At 51.1% G+C, this 17,268-nt stretch carries 17 protein-coding genes; 8 read left to right on the top strand and 9 right to left on the bottom strand.

Annotated features, from left to right (window positions below):
- Nucleotides 1–3: 3 nt before the first annotated feature.
- The 8 genes from FIT99_RS10655 to FIT99_RS10620 all read left to right on the top strand — a co-directional run bounded on the left by FIT99_RS10655 (nucleotide 4) and on the right by FIT99_RS10620 (nucleotide 8,701).
- A complete protein-coding gene (locus FIT99_RS10655; RefSeq protein WP_140004265.1) occupies nucleotides 4–708 on the top strand; it encodes a cell division protein FtsQ/DivIB in 705 nt (234 codons plus the stop codon).
- Nucleotides 709–746: 38 nt separating this feature from the next.
- Nucleotides 747–1,985: a cell division protein FtsA gene (gene ftsA, locus FIT99_RS10650; protein WP_140004264.1), complete on the top strand. Its 1,239-nt coding sequence runs from the start codon at nucleotides 747–749 to the stop codon at nucleotides 1,983–1,985.
- Between the two features lie 78 nt (nucleotides 1,986–2,063).
- Nucleotides 2,064–3,224 carry a cell division protein FtsZ gene (ftsZ, locus tag FIT99_RS10645; RefSeq protein ID WP_140004263.1) on the top strand — a complete coding sequence of 387 codons (1,161 nt, stop codon included), beginning with the start codon at nucleotides 2,064–2,066 and terminating at the stop codon, nucleotides 3,222–3,224.
- Nucleotides 3,225–3,278: 54 nt separating this feature from the next.
- Complete coding sequence (gene lpxC / locus FIT99_RS10640; protein WP_140004262.1) at nucleotides 3,279–4,214, top strand: UDP-3-O-acyl-N-acetylglucosamine deacetylase; 936 nt, start codon at nucleotides 3,279–3,281, stop codon at nucleotides 4,212–4,214.
- 21 nt (nucleotides 4,215–4,235) lie between these two features.
- Nucleotides 4,236–4,418, top strand: a complete 183-nt coding sequence (locus FIT99_RS10635; RefSeq protein ID WP_140004261.1) for a hypothetical protein — start codon at nucleotides 4,236–4,238, stop codon at nucleotides 4,416–4,418.
- Nucleotides 4,419–4,451: 33 nt separating this feature from the next.
- A complete protein-coding gene (locus FIT99_RS10630; protein ID WP_223261191.1) occupies nucleotides 4,452–6,431 on the top strand; it encodes a transglycosylase SLT domain-containing protein in 1,980 nt (659 codons plus the stop codon).
- Between the two features lie 58 nt (nucleotides 6,432–6,489).
- The gene (locus tag FIT99_RS10625; protein ID WP_140004260.1) at nucleotides 6,490–7,452 is read left to right on the top strand and encodes a complex I NDUFA9 subunit family protein; all 963 of its coding nucleotides are present in this window, start codon (nucleotides 6,490–6,492) and stop codon (nucleotides 7,450–7,452) included.
- A 28-nt stretch (nucleotides 7,453–7,480) separates the two neighbouring features.
- Nucleotides 7,481–8,701, top strand: coding sequence for a multifunctional CCA addition/repair protein (locus tag FIT99_RS10620; RefSeq protein WP_140004259.1), 1,221 nt, complete (start codon nucleotides 7,481–7,483; stop codon nucleotides 8,699–8,701).
- A 272-nt stretch (nucleotides 8,702–8,973) separates the two neighbouring features.
- On the opposite strand, the gene FIT99_RS10615 is transcribed toward FIT99_RS10620, so the two are convergent.
- From FIT99_RS10615 to FIT99_RS10575, 9 genes are all read right to left on the bottom strand, one after another.
- On the bottom strand, nucleotides 8,974–9,921 hold the full coding sequence (locus FIT99_RS10615; protein WP_140004258.1) for a GGDEF domain-containing protein: 948 nt from the start codon (nucleotides 9,919–9,921) through the stop codon (nucleotides 8,974–8,976).
- Between the two features lie 297 nt (nucleotides 9,922–10,218).
- Entirely contained in the window at nucleotides 10,219–10,443 is a 225-nt protein-coding gene (locus FIT99_RS10610; RefSeq protein WP_140004257.1) for a DUF2788 domain-containing protein, read from the bottom strand.
- Between the two features lie 23 nt (nucleotides 10,444–10,466).
- Nucleotides 10,467–11,060 (bottom strand): nucleoid occlusion factor SlmA, encoded by a 594-nt coding sequence (gene slmA / locus FIT99_RS10605; protein WP_140004256.1) that lies wholly within the window; start codon nucleotides 11,058–11,060, stop codon nucleotides 10,467–10,469.
- Between the two features lie 66 nt (nucleotides 11,061–11,126).
- Nucleotides 11,127–11,783, bottom strand: coding sequence for a pyrimidine 5'-nucleotidase (locus FIT99_RS10600; RefSeq protein ID WP_140004255.1), 657 nt, complete (start codon nucleotides 11,781–11,783; stop codon nucleotides 11,127–11,129).
- Nucleotides 11,784–11,799: 16 nt separating this feature from the next.
- Nucleotides 11,800–12,417, bottom strand: coding sequence for a glutathione S-transferase family protein (locus FIT99_RS10595; protein WP_140004254.1), 618 nt, complete (start codon nucleotides 12,415–12,417; stop codon nucleotides 11,800–11,802).
- A 26-nt stretch (nucleotides 12,418–12,443) separates the two neighbouring features.
- Nucleotides 12,444–13,325 carry an acetylglutamate kinase gene (argB, locus tag FIT99_RS10590; protein ID WP_140004253.1) on the bottom strand — a complete coding sequence of 294 codons (882 nt, stop codon included), beginning with the start codon at nucleotides 13,323–13,325 and terminating at the stop codon, nucleotides 12,444–12,446.
- A gap of 70 nt (nucleotides 13,326–13,395) precedes the next feature.
- The gene (argA, locus tag FIT99_RS10585) at nucleotides 13,396–14,964 is read right to left on the bottom strand and encodes an amino-acid N-acetyltransferase (RefSeq protein WP_140004252.1); all 1,569 of its coding nucleotides are present in this window, start codon (nucleotides 14,962–14,964) and stop codon (nucleotides 13,396–13,398) included.
- A gap of 477 nt (nucleotides 14,965–15,441) precedes the next feature.
- Nucleotides 15,442–16,386 carry an AEC family transporter gene (locus FIT99_RS10580; protein WP_140004251.1) on the bottom strand — a complete coding sequence of 315 codons (945 nt, stop codon included), beginning with the start codon at nucleotides 16,384–16,386 and terminating at the stop codon, nucleotides 15,442–15,444.
- Between the two features lie 101 nt (nucleotides 16,387–16,487).
- Nucleotides 16,488–17,222 (bottom strand): 16S rRNA (uracil(1498)-N(3))-methyltransferase, encoded by a 735-nt coding sequence (locus tag FIT99_RS10575; RefSeq protein WP_140004250.1) that lies wholly within the window; start codon nucleotides 17,220–17,222, stop codon nucleotides 16,488–16,490.
- Nucleotides 17,223–17,268: the final 46 nt, after the last annotated feature.

Here is a 17,268-nt window from a genome sequence, read left to right as displayed (position 1 = left end):
ACGATGTGGGACAAACCAACATTGCTGAACTGGATCGCTAACCTGCTGTTTTCGCTGGCGGTGGTGATGCTGCTCTACGCCTTGTTATTCGTGGTGTTGCATTTGCCCATTTTTCCGGTCAAGCAAGTGCAGGTTGAGGGCAACCTCGATCACGTCAATCACGAGCAGATTCAGTTGATTGTGAGCAAGTACCTCAAAGGCAATTTTTATACGCTCGATTTACAACGCACCCGTGCGGCATTTGAGAAATTGCCCTGGGCAAGAAAAGTGAGCGTGCGTCGTCAATGGCCCGACACCATCGTGGTGCAGATTGAGGAGCATCAGGCCTTGGGGCGTTGGGGCGGGGTGGCACTGGTGAATCGCTATGGTGAGTTGTTTCAGGCTGCCTCTGATGCGCAATTGCCCACATTTTATGGGCCAGGCGATGCGGTGAAAGAAGTTGCCCAAGGCTATGCGAGTTTTGCGCAGATGCTGTCGCAAACCTCACTGCAGATTCAGCAGTTGAGTTTGTCTTCGCGGCGTGCTTGGGAAATTAAAACGGTCGATGGTCGACAAATGATGCTGGGACGTGAATCAGCCCGGCAGCGATTACAACAGTTTGTGTCGGCGTACCGCCAGCAAGCCAATATCGCAGAAAGTGACTGGCGTTATGCCGATTTGCGTTACCCGAACGGCTTTGCCTTGCGCATGCCACGCGGTGGCGCCTAAGAAAATAAGACTGCCAGAATGTAGGTCAAGGAAAATAAATGAGTAGAGTCAGAGAAGATAAGAATTTAATCGTAGGGCTGGATATCGGCACTTCGAAGATTGTTGCCATTGCAGCCGAGATTTTGCCCGAGGGCACGCTGAAAATTATCGGTGTGGGTCAACATGCTTCACGCGGCTTGAAGAAAGGCGTGGTGGTGAATATTGATTCCACCATGCAAGCCATCCAACGCGCGATTGAAGAAGTCGAACTGATGGCAGATTGCAAAATTAATACCGTGTATTCAGGCATTGCCGGCAGCCATATCAAGAGCCTGAACTCACACGGTATGGTGAAGATTAAAGAGAGTGAAGTCTCACAAATGGATATTGACCGTGTGGTGGAAACTGCGCGTGCGATTGCCCTGCCGGCAGACCAGCAGATTCTGCATATTCTGACTCAAGAATTCATTATCGACGGTCAAGAAGATGTGCGTGAACCATTGGGCATGAGCGGAATTCGCCTAGAAGTTCGTGTGCATATTGTGACCGGTGCGATTGCCGCTGCGCAAAACATCGTGAAGTGCATCAAGCGCTGTGGCCTAGAAGTGAGCGACCTAATTTTACAGCCGCTAGCGTCGAGTGAGTCGGTGCTCACTGACGACGAAAAAGAGCTGGGTGTGTGTTTGGTGGATATTGGCGGCGGTACAACCGATTTGGCGGTATTTAAAAATGGCGCGATTCGGCATACCGCTGTGATTCCGATTGCGGGCGATCAGATCACCAATGACATCGCGGTGGCCTTGCGCACACCGACCCAATCGGCTGAAGAAATTAAAGTTAAACACGGCTGCGCTTTGCGCCAGCTGGCCGATCCGCGCGAAGTGGTTGAGGTGCCCGCAGTCGATGGTCGCGAACCGCGTCAATTGTCTTGCCAGGCACTGACCGAGGTGATTGAAGACCGCGTCGAAGAGATTTACGAATTCGTGCAGCAAGAGCTGCGCCGGAGTGGCATGGAATCCATGATTGCCTCTGGCATTGTGATCACCGGCGGTGCAGCGCAGATGCGCGGCATGGTCGAGCTGGGCGAAGAGATTTTTCACACCCCGGTCCGTCTGGGCGTGCCCAGAGGGGTGGAAGGGTTATCCGAAGTAGTGGGTAATCCACGTTATGCCACCGGCATAGGCTTGTTGCTGATGGCCAAGCAACAGGTAGAAAAACAAATGGTGGGTAACTTGCAATCTGGGTCAGTGGGCAGATTGCTGGAGCGCATGAAAAGCTGGTTTACCGGCAATTTTTAGAGGGTAGTTTTTTTAATGTTTTAGGGCGGGTGTGCGGGGCAAACCAATCACTCAAATAATAGGCAATGGAGGGTTAGTATGATTGAAATTTTTGACAAAGAGAATGACGGCGCGGTAATCAAGGTCATTGGTGTGGGTGGCTGCGGTGGTAACGCGGTAGAACACATGATGACCAAGAGCGTGACGGGCGTAGAGTTTATTTGCGCTAACACTGACATGCAGGCGTTGAAAAAGAGCCATGCAAAAGTCGTGCTGCAAATTGGTTCTGACATTACCAAAGGCTTGGGCGCAGGGGCAAAACCTGAAATTGGCCGTGAAGCTGCGCTCGAAGATCGCGATAGCATCGCGGAAACCATTGACGGTGCTGACATGCTGTTTATTACCGCAGGCATGGGTGGCGGCACCGGCACAGGTGCAGCGCCTATCATTGCCGAAGTGGCACGTGAAATGGGTATTTTGACGGTTGCCGTGGTCACCAAGCCGTTCGCCTTTGAAGGCAAGCGTGCCAAAGTGGCGCAAGAAGGCCTCGAAGAACTTTCGCAATACGTAGACTCTCTTATCGTTATCCCAAACGAAAAGTTAATGGATGTATTGGGTGAAGATGTGACCGTGGTTGAAGCATACCGCGCCGCCAATGATGTATTGCACAACGCCGTGTCAGGCATTGCTGAAATCATTAATTGCCCAGGCATGGTCAACGTCGACTTTGCTGACGTACGCACCGTGATGTCCGAAATGGGCATGGCAATGATGGGCTCTGCCGAAGCGAGCGGCCCAAACCGTGCACGCATTGCAGCTGAACAAGCGGTGGCCAGCCCATTGCTCGAAGATGTCAACTTGGCAAATGCACGTGGCGTGTTGGTGAACATCAGTGCCAGCGCGAGCTTCAAAATGCGTGAATACTATGATGTGATGAATACCATCAAAGAATTCACTGCAGAAGATGCGACTGTCATTGTCGGCAATGTCATGGACGAAAGCATGGGTGACAATCTGCGCGTGACCATGGTCGCTACAGGTTTGAACGGCTCTGTTGGAAAACGTCAGGCCAAACCTGAACTGAAGGTGATGACTACCTTGCGTGATGGTACGACGAATCAACCGATTTTCAATACGGTTGAAGAAGATGAGCCAGCGGTATTTACCAGCAACAGTCGCCGTGCCCAAGTGGAAGCAATGAAGAATTCTGGCATTGAAGAATATGATATTCCAGCGTTCTTGCGTAAGCAGGCTGATTAGTGATGCAGGTTGGATTGGCTTATAATGAGCTTATCCATTCATACAGAGAAAACCATGTTAAAGCAACGCACGCTTAAACAATCGATCAGCGCCACCGGCGTTGGGCTTCACAGCGGTGAAAAAGTCACCCTGACGCTCAAACCTGCGCCCGCTGATCATGGAGTGGTATTCAAGCGTGTCGATTTGCCCGACACGCCTGCCATGCGGGTTGACCCGACGGCAGTGAATGATACTCGCCTGAGCTCCGCCCTAGAGTTTTCAGGTGCGCGCGTTGCTACTGTGGAGCATTTAATGTCTGCCCTTGCCGGTTTGGGCGTAGACAATGTGTTGATAGAGTTGACGGCAGCCGAGGTGCCCATCATGGATGGGAGCTCGGGGCCGTTTATCTATTTATTGCAAACAGCCGGGTTGGCCGAGCTCGAGGTGCCGAAGAAGTTTGTGCGTATTCTCAAGCCGGTAGAAGTGATAGATGGCGATAAATGGGCAAAGTTTACGCCGCACCATGGCTTTAAAGCCGAGTTTACGATTGATTTTGCGCATCCTGTGTTCGAGTACTCAGGCAAAACAGTCACCATTGATTACGATAGCCAAAGCTATGTGGATGAAATCAGTCGTGCACGCACCTTTGGCTTTATGCATGAGGTGGAGTATCTGCGTGCCAATGGTTTAGCCAAGGGCGGCAGTCTAGACAATGCGATTGTGCTAGACGAATATAAAGTGCTGAATGGTGGTGGGTTGCGTTACGAAGACGAATTTGCCAAGCATAAAGTGCTGGATGCGATCGGTGACTTATACATTTTGGGTTATCCCATTATTGGTCAATTTACCGCTTTCAAATCGGGCCACGCCTTGAATAATCAACTGTTACGCGCCTTGCTAGCAGATGACAGTGCTTGGGAATATTGCACTTTTGAGAATGATGCACATGCGCCGGTCGGCTTCGTCAAGCAACGCGACTATTTTAGTCCCGCGCCTTTGTTACCTGCCTGATGCAGCTAAGCGACGACTGATATGTGGTGGATACGAATATTATTTACAGTGCTGGTGATCAGTACGCTGATACTGGTGCTGTTAGGCTGGCAAACCGGGCAACCACGCTACTGGCGCTGGTTGAAAATCGTTTGGCGGGGTGGCTTTGTGGTATTGCTGCTGCTACTGCTATTTTTCTTTCTGAGTCGCCTGGCCAGAATTTAATTGTCATCGCGTCAAGCACGCGATTTGTGACATATGAAGACTAGACTTACTTCCCTCCTTTTTGTTGGCCTATGCCTGCTCGGTTTTGCCAAGTCTGTCTTTGCTGGTGATAGCGATGTTTACTTGCAAGCCAAACAGGCCTACCAAACGCGCAATCTGCCTATGCTGCTAGAAGCCACGGAGACGCTGAAGCAACGCCGCTCTCCCTTGCTACCTTATTTGCAATATTGGCAAATGATTCTAACGGTGGATCAACTCTCTTATGATCAGGTGCAAGCATTCTTGCAAGAAAACAGCGAATCGCTGATATCGCAACGCGTTCGAGAGCTTTGGTTGAAAAGACTTGGACGCGTACAGTTTTGGGATCAGTTTGTCGAAATGCGTGGTCAAATGCCCATGTATTACAGCCTCAATGATGTGGGCAATCAATGTTATCAGGTGCAGGCCGGGATTGCGCTGGATGACCCAAACGCTTACGAAGAAGGCAAAAAGCTATTATTGGCGGGCAAGGATTTACCCGCCGATTGTCAGGGCATGCTCGAAGCGTTGCAGCAAGTCGGGGTGCTGGATGAGAAGTTATTGCTGACCCTTTATCGTGACGCCTTATTCACCAATAAAACAGGCTTGGCAAAAGTGCTGGCAAAGCGCAGTCAAAAAACGGATAGTGGTTTGTTGAAACAGATTGATGACATGGCGCAAAATCCCGCGTTAGCCTTGAAAAAAGGCGGTATTCAAGAGCGTTCACCCTATGCCCGCGCTTTGTATTTGTATGCGATTCACCGTCAGGCCAAAGCCGACCTGACGTTGGCCAAAGCCACTTATCAGAAATACAGCGGACTATTGGATCACGATGAAAAGCAACTTGCGCAAGCCTATATGGCCCTTGAATCGGCGCGCAAGCATGAGCCAGAAGCGCTATCGGCTTTTGCAAAAGTGAATACGGCCACCCTCAGTAGCGAGCAATGGGAGTGGTATGCCAGAAGTGCCTTGCGTCAACAGGATTGGGGCATGGTGCTGAAAGTAATTAATGACATGCCTGCGGCACTGGCTGAAGAGTCTACATGGCGCTATTGGAGGGCGCGGGCCTTGATTGTAAAAGGGCAGCAGGCAGATGCAAATCAGATGTTGGCCAAGCTCTCTCAAGAGCGCCATTTTTACGGCTGGCTTGCGGCTGAAGACTTAGGCCCTGTCGCCGGGGAGCCCATGGCCACCTACCAACCTACCGACGAAGAGGTGCGGCAATTTTCAAAACTACCCGCGGTCAAACGCATGGAAGCTTTGTTTGAGGTGGAGGCGCGCTATGAAGCGAGGCTTGAGTGGATGTATTTGCAAGATGGGTTAGATGACGCTAGCCGGTTGGTTGCAGCGCAATATGGCATGTTAAAGGGCTGGTATGATCTTGCGGTGTTGGCGGCGGACAAGACCACGCGGACCCATAACTTTGAGTTGCGCTACCCGACGCCTTATCGGGATTACCTGCAAAAAGCTTCACGTAGTCGCGCCATTGATGAGGCCTGGGTGTATGGCATTATTCGTCAGGAAAGCCGCTTTATGCATTATGCAAAATCCTCTGTGGGCGCTGGCGGCTTAATGCAAGTCATGCCAACCACCGCCAAGTGGATCGCGAAAAAACTCGGCTGGAGCAGTTACCATGACGGCATGTTGCATGACATTGATACCAACGTGAATTTGGGCACGTTTTATATGCGGTATACCTTGGATACCTTTAACGGTCAGGAAGTGATGGCGACGGCTGCCTATAACGCAGGGCCTAGCCGGGCTAGACGCTGGGCGGCGAATACGCCGCTCGAGGGCGCCATTTATGCGGAAACGATCCCCTTTAGTGAAACACGCAATTATGTGAAAAAAGTCTTAGCCAATGCGCATATGTATGCGCCTAGACTAGGGTTACCAATGTTGACGCTGAAAAAGCGACTTGGCACGATTCCAGCCCGCAGCACAGGGGAGATTGAAAGTGTGACAACGACCATTAGCATTTCAGAGCAAGAGTAAGTGTGCCTGTTGTTTTTCGGTACAATATCATCCATCGCATGACGTATCAGGAATAAGTATGATGAAGAAAGTGACTGTATTAGGTGGTAGCGGTTTTGTCGGCAGTAGTGTCATTGCCCGGTTGGATCAGGCCGGCTATCAAGTCAAAGTGCTGACGCGCCGACGTGAACAAGCCAAACACTTGATTTTATTGCCTAATGTGCAAGTGGTGGAGGCCAATATCCACGAGCCCGCGGCCCTCAAAGCGCAGTTGCAAGGCAGTGATGTGGTCATTAATCTGATCGGCATTCTGCATCAAACCCGTGATAACGGCTTTGAAAAAATGCACCATCAGTTTCCGCGTCGCGTCGCGCAATTATGTGATGAGCTGCATATTCCGCGTTTGCTCCACATGAGCGCACTGCAAGCCTCCGTCAATGGGCCGAGTGAATACTTACGTAGTAAAGCGGCTGGGGATTTGGCGGTGATGGAATTCAGTAAAAAACTGCATGTCACTATTTTTAGACCTTCAGTCATTTTTGGTACCCGCGATCGTTTTATCAATCTGTTCGCTAAGCTGATCCAAGTAGTGCCGGTGTTGGCTCTGGCCATGCCGCAAGCCAAGTTTCAGCCGATTTGGGTGGAAGATGTCGCTGCGGCCATGGTCAATTCGGTAGAAGAATCAGCGACCTATGGTAAAACTTATGAGCTGGGCGGGCCTGCGATCATGACCCTGCAACAAATCATTGAGGCAGTGATGAATACCATCCATGTGCAACGCCCGATTCTAGGTCTGAATCTGAAAATGTCTTTGATGCAAGGCAGTTTCATGCAGAAGTTGCCGATTAAACTACTCTCGCGCGACAACGTAAAATCGATGCAAGTTGATAATGTCTGCCAACAGCCGATGGCAAATGAATTGTGCGTGGTGCCCACCGATATGTTTGCGGTGATTTCTGGCTATTTGGTCAAAAACAATCCACGTGGCGCCTATGACCAGTTTCGGGCTGCGGCAGGGCGCGTCATTAACGCTAGGCGCTAGGCGCTAGGGCAGCATTTTAGGGCGAGTCATGCAGATTTATCTGGTTGGAGGCGCAGTCCGCGACCGATTACTCGGTTTAGCGGTGAAAGACAGCGATTATGTCGTGGTTGGCGCCACACCGGATCAAATGATCGCCGCAGGGTATCGCCCGGTTGGAAAAGATTTTCCGGTTTTTTTGCATCCAGACACCCATCAGGAGTATGCACTCGCGCGCACTGAGCGCAAGACCGGCAAAGGCTACAAAGGGTTTAGTGTCTATGCCGATTCAGCAGTCACGCTTGAACAAGACCTCGCACGACGTGACTTCACCATTAATGCCATCGCCCAAACGGACGACGGGCAGCTGATTGATCCGTTTCACGGACAAATCGATATTCAGCAAAAAACATTACGCCATGTCACGGATGCATTCGCTGAAGATCCAGTACGCATCCTGCGCGCGGCGAGGTTTTTGGCGCGGTTTACCGAATTTACCATCGCGCCTGAGACGCTTGCGCTGATGCGTGAGATGGTCGCTGCTGGTGAGGTGGATGCACTGGTGCCAGAGCGGGTTTGGCAAGAACTTGCCAAAGGGCTGATGGAGCAACAACCCAGCCGTATGTTTGAAACGCTACGCGCCTGCGGCGCACTGCACAAGATTTTACCCGCGCTGAATGCCTTGTGGGGCGTACCACAAACTGCGCTCTATCACCCTGAAATCGATACGGGTGTGCATGTGATGATGGTGATTGATTATGCCGCCAAACAGGGCTTCAGCTTGCCAGTGCGCTTTGCCGCTCTCACGCATGATTTGGGTAAGGGCACCACCCCAGCCGACGTGTTGCCACGCCATATCGGCCATGAATTGCGCAGTGTTGCGCTGATTCACGAGGTCGTCAGCAAACTCAAAGTCCCGAATGACTGCAAAGACCTCGCCTTAGTCGTCGCCAAGTATCATGGCAAATTACATGCGGTGCGGCAGATGAAGGCCAGCACGCTATTACAGTTTTTAGAAGCGCTCGATGCTTTCCGTCAGCGTGCCCGTTTCGATGATTTTTTGCTGGCATGTGAATGTGATAGCCGGGGTCGCCTAGGATTAGAGCAATGCCCTCTCGATGACGCAGATCATCTGTCCCGTGCCCTGCTAGCGGCCTTGACGGTGGATGCTGGGGCGATTGCACGCACCTGTGACGGCCCTACGCATATCAAATCTGCCATTTTCGCTGCCCGCCAACAAGCGATTGCCGAAGCGCTATCTTTGACGCATTAATAAGATAGAGGGCGCCCGCCATCCACTTCATTTCGTCCATCAAGTATTCATTCACTAAATCACTTAATACTGCATCAGCGCCACTTAAATAATTAACATTTATTAACAATGTGGTATCATCTAACTGATTTTGCAGCTTTGGGTGAGAAACAAGATTCCCCGGCAGCACTGTTTTATAAAAGAAGTAGATGCCTTTTCTGTGGGGGTAAATTACTTCTACTCACCTGCTGGGCCAGCAGGTCATTGGGGCACAATTGTGCCCCTTTTTTTATTTAGTTTGCGCGTTGCGCCGATGGGCTAGCGATGCGGTTTCGGCCTTGATGTTTGGCCTCATACATGAGCTGATCCACTGAATCGATGAAGTGTTGCAAGTCATCGGAGGCGTTAGGGATGATGCTGCCGACACCCATGCTGATGGTTAATATGTGGCTGATCTCGGATTGTTCATGCGGTATTTGGGCTTTAAAAATCAATTGTCTGCAACGTTCGGCAATCCTGCGCGCGGCATTGAGTGGCGCCTCAGGTAACACCAATACAAATTCTTCGCCGCCAAAACGCGCAAAAAAATCTCTGCCGCGCACACCGGTATGCGACAAAATTTCTGCCACTTGTTTGAGTACTTCATCCCCCCGCAAATGCCCATAAAAGTCGTTAAACTGTTTGAAGTAGTCAATATCCATCATGATCAGTGCAAGCGGTTGTTGCCGCTGTTTTGCATTTAACCATTCCCGCTCTAATATTCGGTCAAGCATTCTGCGATTGGCCACACCAGTCAGACCGTCTTGATAAGAGAACTCTTCGAGCTGCATTTGCAAGAGTTGCAATTTTTCATCCGTTTTTTTACGTTCACTAATATCAAACATAAAACCAACCAAGGCTTCAGGCTCACCATTGCTGGCTCTGATCACATGCACTACGTCACGAATCCAGACAAAATTGCCATCTGCGGTGAGCGCGCGATAGTCTGCTTCATGATCTAAACCGAGGAGTGATTGCTCTACGCAAAAATTGAGAATACGCGCTCTATCCTCTTCATGGATCCGCGACACCCAATCATCCACCGTTTGCCAAGTAGAAGGGGCCCAACCCAACAATGATTCAATCTGTGGGCCAATGTAGGTAAATTGCTTGGTGGCCCAGTCGATTTTCCAAGGAATCGCCTGCGTGGATTCGAGTAGGGTTTTGTAGATGTTTTCGTCGTTAGGGAGTGAATGATCCATACGGCAAATATTGGTAATAATTTAATTACCAGACTAATGGACTCGGGCTTTGCCTGCAATAGCCCTTTTGTACGATTCGCGTAAGAGTGCGTTAATTTACGTGGGGTGAGCCCATTCATGATGGCTGGGTGGATGTGTGACACCAGGTTGCCGCCCATTCGAGGCCTTATTATCTAACTAAAAATAGACTATGCGCGCGCGGGAAAATAGCCTTGGCACGCCAGTGCAAGTGCAGTCAAGCGTGATCAGTTTGTTGTTAACATGCCCCCAGTCTGACTGGGTTTAAACATCAGGCTATTACTGAATATTGAGATAATGCTGAATGGCGAATTTGGCTAAAAAGCCTACTAAGCCTAAGGTAAGTGCCAGAAAAAGCGCAAACGTGCCGGTCTTACCCGCTTTGGATTTCCAAGCTAAATTACCGACGATAAATACAATAAACAGCATCAGGGCGGCTAGGCCCCAGCTCATGCCGAACTCTGTCAGCTGAGCTTCATTCATGCCAAAAACGGTGGTTTCCATGCTTTAAAACTTTCTGAGGCTGCTTATTGCAAACAACCTGTGATCAATTGTGTGACGTGTTGTTCCAAGTTGTCGCTCGGTTTGCGCTTAAATCCACTTTTGGCAAAGGTGTGCCAGCGGCCCAACACAAAGCTAATCATGGTATTGGCAGCAGTGCCGGCATCGTGCAATTTGTGACCCTGTGCCTCGGCAATACGCAAAGATTGTTTCAGGCTGGCTTCGAGACGATCCAGCAGTTGGTTAATGCGTGCTTGCAACGCGTCGTCTTCATTGACCAGCGCATCGCCAATCAGTACGCGAGACATACCAGGATTGCGTTCAGCAAACTTGAGCATAGTTTGCAACATGAGTTGCACCTGTTTGAGGCCATCTGTTTCATCGGTGGTGATTTTATTCATGACGCCAAACAAAGCGCCTTCGATAAATTCGATCAGGCCTTCAAACATTTTGGCTTTGTTGGCAAAGTGCCGATACAACGCGGCCTCGGAGACGTCTAGCTTGGCTGCCAGCGCCGCGGTGGTGATTTTTTCACCTTTAGGCGTCTGCAGCATGCCCGCAAGCGTTTCTAAAATTTGCTGTTTACGGTTCGCCCGCGCTTCTTTGTTGATGGTGGCCATGGTGATATTTCCGGATCCGTCCCGATGAGGGTTCATTATTTTATGCAGTATTTTAACCGCATTCTGTCAGTGCGTGAACGAATTAGAGACTTTTTTCAACGGGCTGTGAGTGAGCGCCAACATATGCGATAACCTATATTGCACATAGTTTGGTTTATGCAACCGTCGGCTAATCCATACGGTGCGCATGCCCAATCTCTTCGCTGTCATCAAAGCGGGTAGACTATCTTCGAACAGGGTGCAATCCGCCGCACGGCAACGCAACTGGCGCAACAACACCTGAAAACCGCGCACACTGGGCTTGGCATGAAAACGGCTGGACTCCACACTGAATACCAAGCTGAAACAGTCTGCAATGCCCAGCACTTGCAATACGCGCATTGCATAGTCTCGCGGCGCATTGGTGAAGATACATTTTCGTCCGGGTAAGCGTTGCAGCAGCTGGCGCAATTGTTTGGTGACTTGCACCATATCGTCGGTCAGAAAGGCATGGGTTTCAGCGAGAAAGTGGTGCGGATTAACGCCGTGGTGGCGCATGAGTCCTTTGAGGGTAGCGCCATAGACGCGCCAATAATGCTGACGAAGATGGTGCGCCTCCATCTCATTTAACGCCAGCGTTCGCATCATATACTGCGTCATGGATTGGTTCATGACAGGAAAAATATGCGTTGAGGCATCATGTAAGGTATCGTCTAGATCGAAAATCCATACCGGCGAGGACATGCTACTAGGCGTTGCGTCAGGCGGCATCCGCACGCAGTTTGGCTGGGCGTTGCAATAAACGATCGAGATAAGCGGTAAAAGATGGCCGCGGTGGATAAGCCTGCGTGTAGCGCATACCAAATGCCAAATGTGAGGCCAGATAGATATCTGCCGCGGTGAATGTGTTGCCGCAGACGTATGCAGACTGCTGCAGCAAGTCATCTAGCGTATCGAGAGTCAGGTCCAATGAGCCATAGCCTAAAAAACCTTGGCAGGAGGTACCCAGCGGCGTGCGCTCGGGGGCTTGCCAACCAAGAAAGGTGGCCGAGGTTGCTGCCTCCAGTGGGCCAGCGATAAAAAACATCCAGCGATAGAACGCGGCGCGCGCCGAGCTGCCAGCAGGAGGGATGAGCCCTTTTTCGGCAAAGTGCTCTGCCAGATAAGTCAGTATGGCCGGCGTCTCAGTCACCACGGCGTCACCGTGCGTCAGCGCGGGGACCTTGCCCATCGGGTTGATGGCGCGGAATTGGCTGACTTTCATCGCCTCCCCAAACGCCAGGTGTTCTATGCGATAAGGTACCTGCAACTCCTCCAGCAACCAATGCACCGCGCGGCCGCGAGAAAGTTTATTGCTGTAGAGGATGATCTCCGCCATGTCGATATCAGCCGCTGAGGTTTGGCTTATTTCGCCTTAATCAGTGTGCCGACGCCCTCGTCGGTGAGCACTTCGAGTAACAGGGCATGTTCGACGCGACCATCAATAATATGCACAGACTTAACCCCAGAACGTGCGGCATCAAGTGCAGAGCCAATCTTAGGCAGCATGCCGCCACTGAGCGTGCCATCCTCAACGAGATCATCAATCTGTTTGGGTGTGAGGCCTGTGAGCAATTGTCCATTTTTATCCAGCACGCCAGGCGTGTTGGTGAGCAAAATCAGTTTTTCAGCATTGAGGATCTCGGCCAATTTACCAGCGACTACGTCTGCATTAATGTTGTAGGTCTCGCCGTCACGACCAACCCCAATCGGCGCGACCACTGGAATAAAGTCGCCGCTATCGAGAAAATTAATAATACTCGGGTCAATGGCTGAAATTTCGCCCACCTGACCAACATCAATCATCTTAGTAGGGTCTTTGAGGTCCTCCATCAGCAATTTGTGCGCATGAATAAAATTGCCATCTTGACCGGTCAGGCCCACAGCTTTGCCGCCATGGCGGTTGATCAGGTTGACGATTTCCTTATTGACCTGCCCACCGAGCACCATTTCAACCACGTCCATGGTTTCGGCGTCCGTGACGCGCATGCCTTGAATAAACTCCCCTTTTTTGCCAAGTTTATCCAGCATTTCATTAATTTGCGGTCCGCCACCGTGCACCACTACTGGGTTCATCCCTACCAGTTTGAGTAACACCACATCTTGCGCGAAACACTCTTTGAGGTGTTCGTCAGTCATCGCGTTGCCGCCGTATTTAATGACAATGGTTTTATCAAAAAACCGTTTAATGTATGGCAATGCCTCGGACAGGGTTTGCGCTTTTTGGTTGGCGGTAGCGTTATGCATGGGTCAGACTTTCATTCAATCTTCAGGCGATTAGGTTTAATCAGCGTCAGCCTGAATTTTAGCTAAAAACTCATAAGGGTTTGATGAAAACTTTGGATTTTCTTTGAAAATTGTAAAGTTTTTGTTTTTCATCAGGCAGCTGATCAATATTTTGCTCAGTAAAGCCGCGCTCGAGAAACCAGTGCTCAGTGCGCGTGGTCAGGCAGAATAACCGTTTAAAACCCTTTTGACTGGCTTGTGCCTGACAATAATTGAATAGTTTGTCGCCACGGCCGCCTCCGCGATAACTTGGGTCAATCGCTAGGCAGGCAAACTCCACCATTTTCTCTTGTGCGAACGGATAGAGCGCGGCGCAACCGATGACCCGGTTGTCATGTTCCATCACGTAAAAATAATTGATCTCCATTTCGATCCGTTCGCGCCCGCGACGCACCAAAATGCCTTCATTTTCGAGCGGTTCAATCAACATCAGAATGCCGCCCACATCGTCAATATTCGCTTGGCGCATGGTTTCTAACGGCAGTTCGGTCACCATGGTGCCGATGCCTTGCCGGGTAAACAGTTCCTGCACAATGGCTCCGTCAATATGACGAGAAATTAGGTGCGTTCTGGTTACGCCATGTTCGCAGGCGCGGACAGCGGCAGGCAAATAGTAATTGACGTCTTCTGAGTAGTGGATAGGCACATCGCTTTCCTGCACGTTGCGCAGCAGGTTTTTGGCCTTGGCCGAAGTCATCTCACGCAGTAGTTCACCGCGTAGATTATGCACCCCAGCGGAGTCCATCAAAAAAATCAGTTTTTCGGCATCTAGTGCAACGGCGGCACTCACCGCAACGTCTTCAAGGGATAAGTTAAAGGTCTCGCCTGTGGGCGAGTAACCCATGGGGGACAACAACACCAATTCACCGTCATCAAGCCGTTTTTGAATCCCAATCGCATCAATTTTACGCACCTCACCGGTGTGTTGCAGGTCAACGCCGTCGCGCACTCCCAGCGGTTTCGCCGTCACAAAGTTGCCGCTGGCGACGCGGATATCGCTTCCTGCCATGGGGGAATTGGCAATCCCCATTGAAAGTAGTGATTCAATCTCGACGCGAATGGCGCCATTGGCCTCTTTTACCGCTTGCATCGCGGCATCATCGGTAATCCGTAAACCATTGTGGAGTTTAGGGGTGAGGTTGTCGCGTTTGAGGCGGTGCTCAATTTGTGGACGTGCGCCATGCACCAGTACCAACCGAACCTCTAGACTGGCGAGCAGGTTCAGGTCGTGTGAGAGTGCAATGAATTGTTGCTCGCTGACCACTTCACCCCCAAAGGCAATCACAAAGGTGCTGCCGCCAAAGGCATGAATATAAGGCGCTGCCGAGCGAAACCAATGCACAAAGTCTTTGCTGTTGGCCTGGGATAGGATCGCAGGCGGTGTATTGGTGAGTGAGACTGGCGTGAGGTCGGCATCGTACAAGCGCCCCGGCGTGGTGTTGAGTGCTTGTGCAGCCGCACGTAACAACGCTTCTGAAATGCCGATCTCGCCGCGTTCAATGCGCGACAAGTTACTCGCATCTGTGCCCATGCGGGCGGCGAGTTGTTGTAAGGTTAGATTTTGCGATTTACGCAAATTCCTAATGTTATTGCCAATCATATTTGCAAATAAAGAGGTTGTTTTGCAAAATAGTAATTTGATATAGCTTTAAATGCAAATTTATAGCGGATAAAGATGAAAAAAATGACGGCATAAGCCGTCATATGAGGTCAAGAACAGAGAGACTACGTCAACATCAACTCACTGGCGTCAGGCACATTGAACGATGAACACGGTTGCTCGGCCGTTTGCTCAATACCTGTTGTCAGCGTTGCCCATTCCGGGGGCGAAAATAAGCTAAAACCAGCGTTCTTCCTATTTTCGCATCCGGTAAAACCTTGCATCCCAACGCATTTGTGGTTCGGCTGGTCGCTTAGCCATATTTTTTTCAACCTGGCAACCATGTGACCACATCATTTGGGCGGTGCTGAATGCGTGTTGTATCAAACACGCACCGAATAGCTCACATCATAAAAAGGGTGAGGGGGCGAGGCAACACGTCATATGACGTAGGAGGGTGCTGTGCCGGTTGTTTGCTCAAGTGCCCGCAGCTGGGGATTGCAACACCGTAAACCAGACTGAAAGGCTACCGATGCTGAGTAGGGTGCTCATAAACACCGCAGCAGCGTACAAGGCGCCATCAAGACGATATCGCTCACAAATCACGATCCCGAACACCATGGTTGGCATGGCCGCCAGTAGCACGCAGGCAGTGAGTTGCTCGCCGTGTAGTCCAAGCGCTTTAGCCACCCACCATGCTGCGATGGGGGCAATACATAATCCGATGAGGCATACAGGCAATAGCAAAGGGATGAGTCTGAGTTTAAAAGTATCCCAGCGGATGCTCATGCCTAGGGCAATCAGCATCAATGGCACCACGCCACCTGCCAAGGTGTGTAGGGCATGCGCGATCATGACCGGTTGCGGCACTTGCCAGAGATTGAGCACGGTTGCTAGCAACAACGCCCACAGTGGCGGTACGGTCAATAGCGCACGTAAGGGATGGGATTTTTGTTCGGTTTGGCCGTAGCTTTGCGCGAGCAGCATGCCGAGCGTGAGTAACACAGGTGTACAGGCGAAAAGGTCAAATTTAAGCACAATTTCGTGTGTCCAGTCGCCCAGTACCTCACTGGTGACTGGTAGCCCCAAGTAGGTCGCATTGGGGAAGATCGCCGCCAACATCAGCGCACCTTGCTGGGCGCGCGAAATGGGCATCAGTCGCTGCAACAGTTGTAGCGTTAGCCACATGCACACCGCTGCCACGGTCAGACGACTCAGGGCTGTCAGCGCGAAGCTGAGCGTGGTCGCATCAAAGGGCGCTCGCCATAAAATATCCAACACCAGAGCCGGTAACAAAATACAAAATACCAGATCCGTTAGTGCCCGTCTGTGTGATAGCCCGGAGATATGCTGAGGAGCGAACCGTTGCCAGAGGATGCCGGTGGCGATCAGCAGCGCCATCTGCAACATTACTGCGAGCATGCGCAACGCCTCTTGAGAAAGCCGTGGGTGTGGATTGGGGCGCGAGCCATCCACGCCAGTGTTGCTTGATCATGAAACATGATGCATCGGTTCCTTAGGTGCTAAAAGTCGCCCCATAGCGCCTGCATGCTCGCGATCGCAGTGAGTGCCGCGGTTTCGGTGCGTAAGATGCGGGGGCCAATCACGATCGATTGAAAGTGGTGTTGTCTGGCAAGTGCAATTTCGGCCGCACTTAAGCCGCCCTCGGGGCCGATCAATAACTGAATCATTTGTTGAGGCTTGCTAAAGCTGGCTAGTCGCTGCGCGCCAACGGGGTCTAGTATCAGGTTGAGCGTCTCTGGCGAGGCATGCTGGCCCAGGCATTGCACTAAGCTGAGCGGGGCATGGACGGTGGGCACAATGGCGCGTCCACTTTGCTCACAGGCGGCGATGGCGACCCCTTGCCAATGTTCAGTCCGTTTTTCGGCACGGTCGCCACTGAGCTTGGTCACACAACGCTCAGTACTCAACGGATAAATCTCGGTGACACCCAGTTCAACCGCTTTTTGAATGGTGAAGTCCATGCGATCCCCACTGGAGATGCCCTGCAACAGCCGGATCGACAGCGGCGATTCACACTCAATGGCTTTGCGGCTGAGCACCTCAACCTGCGCAGACTTTTTTTCAATGCTGGTGAGGGCGCAGGCATAATCAAACCCATCGCCGCAAAATAGATGTAGCGTATCCCCTACTTTTAAACGCATTACCCGCACGGCATGCGCCATGGCGTTCTCGCTTAAGGCCGTGTGTGTGCCGATGGTTAATGCTGACGGATGATGAAATCGTAAATTACTCATGCTTGTCATTGTAACCAAAATGGCTAAAGCGGGCACGGCATCAAAG

Source organism: Methylophilus medardicus (assembly GCF_006363955.1).
In the GTDB taxonomy this organism is placed as follows: Bacteria; Pseudomonadota; Gammaproteobacteria; order Burkholderiales; family Methylophilaceae; genus Methylophilus; species Methylophilus medardensis.
Note: the sequence above shows the minus strand (reverse complement) of the source record. Positions and strands in the feature narration are given on the sequence as shown.